Source organism: Phenylobacterium sp. (genome assembly GCF_036263695.1).
In the GTDB taxonomy this organism is placed as follows: Bacteria; Pseudomonadota; Alphaproteobacteria; order Caulobacterales; family Caulobacteraceae; genus Phenylobacterium.
Genome location: NZ_DATAGM010000246.1, coordinates 1 through 10139, shown reverse-complemented (window position 1 = coordinate 10139; position 10139 = coordinate 1). Strand labels below are relative to the sequence as shown.

The following is a 10139-nucleotide window of genomic DNA, read 5'->3' as shown; positions in this document are numbered from 1 at the left end:
CCGAGCGCCGCCCGGCGCCGAGCCGCCTGACGGAGTTCTACCTGTGCGTCTCGGTCGGCGGCGTGGTCGGGGGCGCGACAACCGCCCTGCTGGCCCCGGTGATCTTCGACTCGGTGGCGGAATATCCGCTGATGCTGGTGCTGGCCGCCTTGGCCCGCCCCGCCGTGCGGCGCACGCACGATCGCGCCGACAAGGTCGTGGCTGGCATCGCCGCCCTTGCCTTGGCGGGGATGCTGGCGCTCACCATCGCCGACGCCGCCAGTCAGATCTTCGTCATGGTCTTGTTGCTGCTCGGCTGGGCCGCCGCGACGCTCCTTCGGGCTCACCGCCTGCTCTTTGCGATCACCCTCGCGGCGCTGGCCGCTCAGGTCGCCCTGGCGAGCCAAGGCGGCAGCTTGCATTCGACCCGCACCTTCTTCGGCGTGCATCGGGTCAGCGAGACGGTCGCGCCGCAACTCGGCGGGACAGTTCGCCTGCTCTCCCACGGCACCACGATCCACGGCTCGCAGGCGCAGGCGGCGGCCTTCCGCTGCGCACCAAGCGCCTATTACGCCCGCCAAGGCGCGATCGGTCAGACTTATGTCGGGATGGCGGCCGACCGGCCCTCTCTGCGGATCGGCGTGGTTGGCCTCGGCGCTGGGGCCACCGCAGCTTATCTGCGCGCGTCAGACTCCCTACGCTACTTCGAGATCGACCCGGAAGTGGAGAGGATCGCTCGTGATCCTCGCCTGTTCAGCTACCTGAACGGCTGCGCCAAAGGACCCGTCGACGTCGTGTTGGGCGACGCGCGACTGACGCTCGCAAAGGAGCCGGCCGGCTCCTACGACTTGCTGCACCTCGACGCCTTCTCCTCCGACGCGATTCCCACCCACTTGCTGACCGTGCAGGCGATCGAACAATACTTGCGGGCGCTCAAGCCTGACGGCGTGCTGTTGATGCACCTTACGAACCGCCACCTGGCGCTGGAGGCGCCGGCTGCGGCGGCCGCTGAGCGACTCGGCGCATCGGCCCTGTTCCAGTCCTATCGCCCGCCGGAAGACGTCCATCGAATGGTCGCCGCTCCCACTCGCGTGGTCCTGATCGCCAAGTCGCCAGAAGCCCTCGAGCGTTTCGCCGACGACCCCCGGTGGCGCGAAGCGCGCGCCGGCGGTACGCGGCCATGGACGGACGACTACACCAACGTCGTGGGCTCGCTCATCGACGGCTTGTCCTCGGAGGATGTTCGCTAGCCGCCCTTCCGACCTGGTACGCGAACGCCGGTATTGCCGGTGCGACGGGAGGGCGCGATGCTCGCCTGTCTGGTTTGGAGGCGATGGCCGTGCGCAGCAACTTGGCTTTGGCGGCAGCAGCGCTTCTGGTCACTGCGAGCCCGGCTGCGGCTCAGCACGAACACCACACCCACGAACCCGCCGAGCAGCTCGGGACAGTGACCTTCGAGGTCTCGTGCCGCCCGGAGGCCCAGCGCCAGTTCACGCGGGGCGTCGCGTGGCTGCACTCGTTCGAATACGAGGACGCCGAGCGGGCGTTCGCGGCGTCGGCGCAGGCCGATCCGCAGTGCGCCATGGCCCACTGGGGCGTGGCGATGAGCCAGTATCACCCGCTGTGGGCCGCGCCGACGCCCGCGGAGTTCGAGAAGGGCCGCCAGGCCATCGCCCGGGCGGCGGCGATCGGCGGCGAAACGGCGCGAGAGCGGGACTACATCACAGCGCTCTCCGCCTTCTACGCCAGCCCCGACCCGGCCGCCCATCGGCAGCGGACCTTCGCCTACGAGAGCGCGATGGAGGGCGTGCATCGCCGCTGGCCCAAGGACCAGGAGGCGGCGGTCTTCTACGCCCTGGCCATGGTCGCGGCCGGGATGATCGACGACGACGCGACCTTCGCCCGGGAGAAGCGGGCGGCGGCGATCCTTGATGCTGTGCTGGCGCGCGAGCCGGACCATCCGGGCGTCGCCCACTATCTGATCCACAGCTACGACTTCCCGGCGCTGGCGCCGCTGGCCCTGAATGCGGCGCGGCGCTATGCGGCCATCGCCCCGGCCTCGGCGCACGCCCAGCACATGCCCTCCCACATCTTCACCCGGCTGGGGCTGTGGGACGAGGCGGTCGCCTCAAACCTGCAGGCCGAGGCGGCGGCCAAGGCCTATGCGGTCAAGCACGGCCTGCCGGGCTCGTGGGACGAGCGGCTGCACGCCATGGACTACCTGGCCTACGCCTATCTGCAGGAAGGGGCCGACGCGAAGGCCGACGGGGTGCTGCAGGAGCTGTGGCGCATCGAGCGGGTCGACCCGGCCAACTTCAAGGTCGCCTTCGCCTTCGGCGCCATTCCCGCCCGCATCGCCCTGGAGCGGCGGCGTTGGGACGAGGCCGCGGCGCTGACCCTGCCGGACAGCGCCCGCAAGGCCGTGCCCTGGGCGCAGTTCCCCTGGGCCGAGGCGCAGATCCACTTCGCCCGGGCGGTGGGTGCGGCGCGTGGCGGGAACCTCGAGCTGGCCCGCCGGGAGGTCGCCCGGCTGCGCGAGATTCGCGAGGGCCTGAAGGGCGCGCCCGGCAACTACGACTGGGGCCTGCAGGTGGAGATCCAGCGGCAGGTCGCCGAGGCCTGGACGGAGGCGGCGGCCGGCCGGACGGTTGCGGCGGTGGCGCTGATGCGCGCCGCCGCCGACCTCGACGACGCCACCGAAAAGCACCCGGTCACGCCCGGCGCCATCCTGCCGGCCCGGGAACAGCTGGGCGAGCTGCTGCTGCAGACGAACCGACCCGCCGAGGCGCTGGCCGCCTTCGAGCAGTCCCTGGAGCGGGCGCCGGGGCGGTTCAACAGCCTCTACGGCGCGGCGACGGCGGCGCGCGGCGCAAGGGACGAGGCCAAGGCGCGCCGCTACTACGCCGAGCTGCTGACGGTGAGCTGCAAGGGCGACGACGCGCGGCCGGAGCTCGCCGAGGCGCGGGCCTTCGTCCCGCAGGCGCACGGATCCTGCGCGCCGTCTCAAACAGCGGCGCGATGAGCGGCAGCAGATCGACTATTTACCCGGGTGTAAGTTCGTGCGATTACGCCCGGGTAAATAGGAGCTCGCCGTGAACAAGCATGACCGCAAGGCGATGGTCGCCGCCTACAAGGAAAAGAAGACGGTCGCCGGGGTCTACGCGGTGATCTGCAACGCGACGGGCCAAGCCTGGGTCGGCCAGAGCCGTCACATCGACACCCAGCAGAACGGGCTCTGGTTCACCCTGCGGCTGGGAGGCTGCAGGACGCCTTCCCTGCAGGCGGCGTGGGACGAGCACGGAGAGGCCGAGTTCCGCTTCGAGCAGCTGGATCGGCTGCCGGAGGACGCATCAGACCTGATCATCGGTCCGGAGCTGAAGCGGCGCGCCGAGTTGTGGAGAGCACGCCTCCAGGCGGGCCCGCTGGTCTGAGGGAGGCGCGGCTAGCCGCCCCCGACGCGGGGCCATCCGATGGTGTCCTCGTGGGCCCTCAGGTTGCGCAGCCACCACGCCCAGTCTTCCGGGACGAGGCTCCAGGGGTCCGGGTGGGCCAGCTCGCGCGCGGCCCAGACCGGCCAGTGCGGGTTGGAGAGCGCCGGCCGGCCTAGGAACACCAGGTCGGTCAACTCCTCACGGACGACGCGGTCGGCCACCGATGGCAGCCCCAGGTTCCAGCTGATCGCCACCGGGACGCCGACCTCGCGCCGCATGCGCGCGGCGCGCTCCGCCATGAAGGCGAGCTCGGCCATGGGTCGCGACTTCATGTCGGCCGTGTTGAAGCCGAGGCTGAGGTCTACCAGGTCGAGCCCGTGCGGGAGCATCATCCGCACCGCCTCGACCGCGTCGTCGAACTGCACCCCCTGATCATGCAGGTCGTCGGAGCCGAGGCGGACGGTAAGCGGCAGCCGTTCGGGCCAGACCGCGCGCACCGCATCGAGCGCCTCGAGGTGGAACCGGAGCCGGCCGGCCAGGGAGCCGCCGTAGCCATCGGTGCGCCGGTTGGCCAGGGGCGAGAAGAAGCTGGCCCCCAGGTAGCCATGGGCGAAGTGGAGCTCCAGCCACTGGAAGCCGGCGTCCAGCGCCCGCCGCGCCGCGGCGGCGTAGGCGCGATGGATCTCGGCGATCTCGTCTGGCGCGAGCGCATGCACCGGCTGGGCGTACTTGCCGCCGAAAGGGACGTCGGACGGCCCGACGACCTGCCAGCCCTCCGGGTGGTCGGGAGACAGCTGGGCGCCCCCTTCCCACGGCTTGCGCTCACTGCCCTTGCGGCCGGTGTGGCCGAGCTGGGCGGCCGGAACCGCGCCCATGTCCTTGATCAGTTGGGCGACCCGGGCGAGCCCCTCCACCTGGGCGTCGTCCCAGATGCCCCCGCAGCCGACGCTGGTGCGCCCGTCGGGCGTGATCGCCAGTTGCTCCGGGAAGACGAGCCCGAAGCCCCCAGCGGCCCGCGAGCCGAGCAGCATGAGGTGGAAGTCGTTCATCTCGCCCTGCTGCGACCGGTACATGGTCATCGGCGACACGGCGATGCGGTTGCGGAGGGTGACGTCTTTCAGGCTGAAAGGATCGAAGAGGTGGGGCACGGGCACTCCTGAGAGGCGACACGTTGAAGGCCGCAGAGCACCGCCGACAACCCCATGCTCCATGAGTTCGGGGCCCGGAAATGGCCTTTGCTCGAGCGTGTCGAACCGGCCGCAGGCCTGTGGCAAGCAAGATACACTTTCAACCTTTGCAGTCCTGCAGAACCAGTATGCAGAAACGCCGATTGTGGCCCGACGTTCGGGCTCATATCTGAGCCATCCACCGCGCCGCTGGGGCGCGAATCAGCCTCGAAGGACTACCGCCGTGTCGGCCCTCTCGCCTGCCGTTTCCGCTCCGTCCGACCGCACCAAGCGGCGGACTCTCGCCAACTCGCCGAACCGTCGGCGTGAGGTGATGCGCGCGGCCGTGTGGACGCTGTTCGTCGGCGGGGCGACCGTGGTCGCGCCCTACCTCCTGCTCCACATCTAGGTTCCGCTCAGCGCGCGCCAACGAGCTTCGGCCTCGGCCTTGAGCGCCTCGCCGTGGGCGGTGAAGCCCAGGCGCAGGGGCCGGCGGTGCTTCCTCAGGTGCAGGCTGGTCAGCAGGCCCTGGGCGAAGATCTCGCCGGTGGAGAGGATGCAGGCCGCCTCGCTGAGCTGCTCGATTTCGACGTAGCGGATCGACTTCACCCAGCCGCCGAGAGCCGCGTTGCGCAGGTGCAGCTGCTCCAGCGGCACCCATTCCATCACCTGGAAGCTCGCCGGCCGCTCCGGCAGGCCGGGCAGCACCTCGGTGGTGAGCAGCCGCGCGCCGATGCGGATCTCGCCTTCCGCGCTCTTGTGCAGCGGGTTCCAGCGGGACCAGCCGGCGATGTCGTAGACCAGGTCCCAGATGACATCGGCCGGCGCCTGCACGCCGATGCGGTGCTCGACCTTCACCGGGATCGGTCCGGCGGTGGCCTTCATCTTGGCAGCGGCCTGTTTGCGGCCGCTCAAGGTGCTGACGGGGGGCGCGAGAGCCATGAGACGGGCGTAACTCCTGTGTGTTCGCGCATAGTTAGGTGCGCACCCGCCAGGTCGCACCTGCCGGGCCGTCCATCACCTCGACGTTCAGCGCCGCCAGCTGGTCGCGGATGCGGTCCGCCTGCGGCCAGTCCTTGGCCGCGCGGGCCTGCGCCCGGGCGGCGATCAGGTCTTCGACGCGGGCCTTGAGCGCCGGGTCGGCGCCGCCCTGGAACCAAGCCTCCGGGTCGCCCTGGAGGAAGCCGGCCAGCGCGCCGGACGCCAGCAGCTGACCCTTCGTGCGGGCCCTGACTTTGGCGTCGCCGGTCTCCAGGTCCGAAGCCAGAGCGAACAGTTCGGCGAAGGCCTGGGGCGTGTTGAGGTCGTCGTGCAGCGCCGCGAGGAACCGCTCCGACGGCTGGTCGGTCGAAGGCGTGACGTCGGCCGCGCGGCGCAGGGCGCCGTAGAGCCGGTCCAGCGACTTCTTCGACTGCTCGATCAGCTCGCCGCTCCACTCCATCGGCTGGCGGTAATGGCCGGTCAGCAGGGCCCAGCGCAGGGCTTCGCCAGGCGCCTTGGTCACCAGCTCGTGGACCAGCACCACGTTGCCCAGCGACTTGCTCATCTTCTCTTCGCCGAAGTTGAGGAAGCCGTTGTGCATCCAGTAGTTGGCGTAGCCGTGGGCGTGGCTGCCGCACACGCCCTGCGCCAGTTCGTTCTCGTGGTGCGGGAAAACGAGGTCGATGCCGCCGCCGTGGATGTCGATCGGCAGGCCCAGCGCCTGTTCGATCATCGCCGAGCACTCGATGTGCCAGCCGGGCCGCCCCGGTCCGAAAGGGCTGTCCCAAACCGGCTCGCCAGGCTTGGACGGCTTCCACAGCACGAAGTCGGCCGGGTGCTGCTTGTAGGGCGCGACGTCGACCCTGGCGCCGGCGATCATCTCGTCCATCGGCCGGCCCGACAGCTTGCCGTAGTCGGCGTAGGCCTGGGTGTTGAAGAGCACATGGCCCTCGGCGGCGTAGGCGGCGTTGCTGCGCACCAGCCGCTCGATGAAGGCGATAATTGCGTCCATCGTCTGGGTGGCCCGGGGCTGGAAGGTCGGACGCAGCGCCCCCAGCACGCTCATGTCGGAGTTGTAGGCAGCCAGGTATCGGTCGGTGATGACCTCGATCGGCACGCCCTCGTCGATGGCCTTCTGATTGATTTTGTCGTCCACGTCGGTGACGTTGGCCGCGTAGAGCACCGCCTCATCGCCGTAGAGATGGCGCAGCACGCGGAACAAGAGGTCGAAGACCACCACCGGCCGGGCGTTGCCGATGTGGGCGAAGTTGTAGACCGTCGGCCCGCAGACATACATCGTCACCCGCGCAGGGTCCGCCGGGACGAAGGCGCGCTTCTCGCGCGCCATGGTGTCGTAGAGGGTGAGGGTCATTTCCAGCTGACGCAGCGTGACAGTTGCCCGGATGCGGGTTGGCCCCATATACAGAGCGCCCGGCAGTCAGGCCACGGGGGTCGCAACCGCGAGAGCCTGGCGCCGCAGAAGGGTGGCACGCGTCATTTCCGGGGCCTTCGCCCCGGCGCAACTCAGCCCTCAGGGAACCTGCCTTACATGGACGCCATGAGCCGCGACCGCAAAGCGATCGGCGCCGCCGACGATCTCGAACCCGTCGCCCGCCCGAGCCGCGAGGAGGCCATGGAGGCCGTCCGCACGCTGATCGCCTGGGCCGGGGACGACCCGCGCCGAGAGGGCGTGCTGGACACCCCCAAGCGGGTGGTCGACGCCTACGCGGAGTGGTTCGAAGGCTACGCCGCCGATCCGGCCAAGGAACTGAGCCGCACCTTCGAGGACGTGCAGGGCTACGACGACATCGTCATGCTGCGCGAGATCGAGGTGGAGAGCCACTGCGAGCACCACATGGCTCCGTTTCTGGGCAAGGCCTACGTCGCCTACATGCCGACCAACCGCGTCGTCGGCATCTCCAAGATCGCCCGGGTGGTGGAGATCTTCTCCCGCCGGCTGCAGACCCAGGAAACGATGACCCAGCAGATCGCCGATGCGATCACCGACAGCCTGCGCCCCGCGGGCGTCGCGGTGCTGATCGACGCCGCCCACCAGTGCATGACCACCCGCGGCGTCCACCACCGGCACGTGACCACCATCACCACACAGTTCACCGGCGTCTTCAAGACCGACGCCTCCCTGCGCCAGCGCTTCCTGGACTTCGTAAACAAGCGCTGATCTTCAGACGTCATCCCGGACGGCCGGATGGCCGATCCGGGACCCAGATCCAGGGCGATCTGGGTCCCGGCTATCGCTCCGCTCGGCCGGGATGACGAAAGGTTTGCCTGCATGGCCGACGCCCCCTTCCCCACGGCCCCCACCAAGGACGCGCTGGAGCGCGGCGAGGTCCTCACGCCGAAGTTCGACGCCGGCGGCCTGATCTGCGCGGTGACCACGCACGCGGAAACCGGCGAGGTGCTGATGGTCGGCTGGATGAACGCCGAGGCGCTGCGGGCGACGCTGGACACCGGCGACGTCCACTACTTCAGCCGCTCGCGCGGCGAGCTCTGGCGAAAGGGCGACACCAGCGGCCAGGTGCAGAAGGTCGTGGAGATCCGCGTCGACTGCGACCAGGACGCCGTCTGGGTGAAGTGTCTGCCGCAGGGCGACGGCGGCGCCTGCCACGTCGGCTTCCGCTCGTGCTTCTACCGGGTGGTGGAGGGCGGCAAGCTCGTCGAGCGGCCCTAGGCCTCGCTCAGCCCTGACACGCCCTCCGGCCCTGGGGTGGCCCGATACCGCTTCACCACCCGCGTATCGAAGGCCCTGTCGTGGATGGTCGAGACGGCGACGAACTCGGCCACGGCCGCCTCGCGGGTCAGGGTTAGCAGCGTGTAGCCCTTGGCGGTCTGGTCGGTGAACAGGACCTCCTTGTTGGCCGCCTCGAACAGCTGGGCGACCGGGATCTCCTTCACCGCATCGCCGCCGCCAGGGCTGGTGATCGAGGTGGTCCCGAACTCAACGGCGGCCCTGCGGCCAGCTTCGTCGTGCACCTCGTTGGCCCAGAAGGCGTGGGAATCGCCGGTCAGCACCACCGTGTTGGCCCTGGCGGCGGACAGCCGCTGCAGCAGCCGCTCGCGGGCCGCCGGGTAGCCGTCCCACATGTCGAGGCCGTAGGGCAGACCCATCCGCGCGAGCCGCGACATGCGCAGGGCGCGCGAGCGCACGCCCGGCGAGGCCTTGCCCAGCTCCTCGATCTTACCCTCGCCGATCATCTGCACCATGTCGGGCGGGTAGATGCGGGCCATCAGCACCTGGTTGCCAAGCACCTGCCAGACCGGGCCCGGGCGGGCCGCCTCGGCAGCGATCCAGTCCAGCTGCTCGTCGCTCATCAGCCGGCGCTGCGGATCGGCGAGCCTGGCCTTGAAGGCCGCGACCTCTGCCTCCCCGGCGGTCGGCGGCAGATCGGCCAGGTAGTTGAGCGGCTTGTCGCGGGCCGCGAGCCGGGTCTCCACCATGACCAGGTTGGCTACATCGCCGAAGCGGAAGGCGCGCCAGGCCGCGTCCACCGCCCGGCCCGGCGCCGGATCGCGGATAGGCATCCATTCGAAATAGGCCTTTAGGGCCGCGGCCTTGCGGGTCGCCCAGTCGCCGTCCTCCGGCTGATGGTTCTCGGCGCCGGCGGTGTAGCTGTCGTTGGCGCTCTCGTGGTCGTCCCAGGCGACGATCCAGGGGGCGCGGGCGTGGGCCGCCTGCAGCTGCGGGTCCGACTTGTACTGGGCGTGGCGGCGCCGGTAGTCGTCCAGGGAGACGATCTCCCGGTCGGGGTCGTGTGGCCGCTGGGCGGCGAGCGGCGAGTCCATGCCGTAGCTGCCTGGCCCCCCGTATTCGTAGATGTAGTCGCCCAGGTGCAGGACGGCGTCGACGCGCGGCGCGTCGGCGATCGCCTGGTAGGCGTTGAAGTAGCCGTTCGGGAAGAGGGAGCAGGAGGCGACCGCCAGCACCACATTCTCGGTGGGCCCGTCCGGAAGGGTGCGGGTGCGGCCCTCCGGCGAGGCGGCGCCCGCCGCTTCGAAACGGAAACGGTAGTCGCGGCCCGGCTGAAGGCCAGTGGCGTCGACCTTGACGGTGTAGTCCCGACCCGGGCCGGTGCGGCCCGACCCCGAGCGGCCCCGGCCCCCACCCACGGGGTCGATCCGCCAGCGGTAGTCGACGGTTCCGCCCGACGTCTCGAGCGGGGTGATCCGGGTCCAGAGCACCACCCGGTCCTGTAGCGGATCGCCAGACGCCACACCGTGCCGAAATGCGACAGGGCCGCTGTAGGCCTGGCCTTGCGCCGCGGCGGGCGCTCCGGCCGAGACGCCCAGCAGCGCCAGAAGTTCTCGTCTGTGGATGGTCATCCCGGCCTCCCCCTGATCAGCCTTCGCCATAGGATCAGTTCAAGACAGCTGCGTGTCGGGTGTCCAGGGGGTTGCGCAACGCCTGAAAAAGCGGCGCCGGCGGGCCAGGGGCGCGCCGGCGGGCTGTGAGTACTCAGATTGGGGAGCTAGATCAGGCGACGTTCGGCGCGGCAGCCAGCGGCGGACGGACGAGGCTCGGACCGCGGCCGGCGACCGCGGGCGTACGGGCGTTCTTCTCGGCCCG

Annotated in this window: 10 protein-coding genes; 6 read left to right on the top strand and 4 right to left on the bottom strand. The window is 70.2% G+C overall.

Going from position 1 to position 10139, the window contains the following annotated elements:
• The 3 genes from VHK87_RS09965 to VHK87_RS09955 form a co-directional block, all read left to right on the top strand.
• On the top strand, positions 1-1229 hold a 1229-nt coding region (locus VHK87_RS09965), incomplete at its 5' end, for a fused MFS/spermidine synthase (RefSeq protein WP_329634744.1).
• Between the two features lie 83 nt (positions 1230-1312).
• On the top strand, positions 1313-3001 hold the full coding sequence (locus tag VHK87_RS09960) for a hypothetical protein (protein ID WP_329634743.1): 1689 nt from the start codon (positions 1313-1315) through the stop codon (positions 2999-3001).
• A gap of 70 nt (positions 3002-3071) precedes the next feature.
• On the top strand, positions 3072-3410 hold the full coding sequence (locus tag VHK87_RS09955) for a GIY-YIG nuclease family protein (protein ID WP_329634742.1): 339 nt from the start codon (positions 3072-3074) through the stop codon (positions 3408-3410).
• An 11-nt stretch (positions 3411-3421) separates the two neighbouring features.
• On the opposite strand, the gene VHK87_RS09950 is transcribed toward VHK87_RS09955, so the two are convergent.
• Positions 3422-4558, bottom strand: a complete 1137-nt coding sequence (locus VHK87_RS09950; RefSeq protein ID WP_329634741.1) for an NADH:flavin oxidoreductase/NADH oxidase — start codon at positions 4556-4558, stop codon at positions 3422-3424.
• Positions 4559-4820: 262 nt separating this feature from the next.
• Between VHK87_RS09950 and VHK87_RS09945 the strand changes: the two genes are divergently transcribed.
• On the top strand, positions 4821-4985 hold the full coding sequence (locus VHK87_RS09945) for a hypothetical protein (protein WP_329634740.1): 165 nt from the start codon (positions 4821-4823) through the stop codon (positions 4983-4985).
• Here the strand turns inward: VHK87_RS09945 and VHK87_RS09940 are convergent.
• Positions 4982-5518: an SRPBCC domain-containing protein gene (locus VHK87_RS09940; protein WP_329634739.1), complete on the bottom strand. Its 537-nt coding sequence runs from the start codon at positions 5516-5518 to the stop codon at positions 4982-4984. The genes VHK87_RS09945 and VHK87_RS09940 overlap by 4 nt on opposite strands.
• A 34-nt stretch (positions 5519-5552) precedes the next feature.
• Positions 5553-6929 carry a cysteine--tRNA ligase gene (gene cysS, locus VHK87_RS09935; protein ID WP_329634738.1) on the bottom strand — a complete coding sequence of 459 codons (1377 nt, stop codon included), beginning with the start codon at positions 6927-6929 and terminating at the stop codon, positions 5553-5555.
• A 177-nt stretch (positions 6930-7106) separates the two neighbouring features.
• Between cysS and folE the strand changes: the two genes are divergently transcribed.
• The gene (gene folE, locus VHK87_RS09930; RefSeq protein WP_329634737.1) at positions 7107-7736 is read left to right on the top strand and encodes a GTP cyclohydrolase I FolE; all 630 of its coding nucleotides are present in this window, start codon (positions 7107-7109) and stop codon (positions 7734-7736) included.
• Between the two features lie 111 nt (positions 7737-7847).
• Positions 7848-8246 (top strand): phosphoribosyl-AMP cyclohydrolase, encoded by a 399-nt coding sequence (gene hisI, locus VHK87_RS09925; protein ID WP_329634736.1) that lies wholly within the window; start codon positions 7848-7850, stop codon positions 8244-8246.
• On the opposite strand, the gene VHK87_RS09920 is transcribed toward hisI, so the two are convergent.
• Positions 8243-9895 (bottom strand): alkaline phosphatase D family protein, encoded by a 1653-nt coding sequence (locus VHK87_RS09920; RefSeq protein WP_329634735.1) that lies wholly within the window; start codon positions 9893-9895, stop codon positions 8243-8245. The genes hisI and VHK87_RS09920 overlap by 4 nt on opposite strands.
• Positions 9896-10139 lie beyond the last annotated feature (244 nt).

Excerpts from the sequence above, each read along its gene's own strand:
- VHK87_RS09920 (WP_329634735.1), bottom strand. The coding sequence starts at position 9,895 with ATGACCATCCACAGACGAGAACTTCTGGCGCTGCTGGGCGTCTCGGCC.
- folE (WP_329634737.1), top strand. The coding sequence starts at position 7,107 with ATGGACGCCATGAGCCGCGACCGCAAAGCGATCGGCGCCGCCGACGAT.
- hisI (WP_329634736.1), top strand. The coding sequence starts at position 7,848 with ATGGCCGACGCCCCCTTCCCCACGGCCCCCACCAAGGACGCGCTGGAG.
- VHK87_RS09940 (WP_329634739.1), bottom strand. The coding sequence starts at position 5,518 with ATGGCTCTCGCGCCCCCCGTCAGCACCTTGAGCGGCCGCAAACAGGCC.
- cysS (WP_329634738.1), bottom strand. The coding sequence starts at position 6,929 with ATGACCCTCACCCTCTACGACACCATGGCGCGCGAGAAGCGCGCCTTC.
- VHK87_RS09960 (WP_329634743.1), top strand. The coding sequence starts at position 1,313 with ATGGCCGTGCGCAGCAACTTGGCTTTGGCGGCAGCAGCGCTTCTGGTC.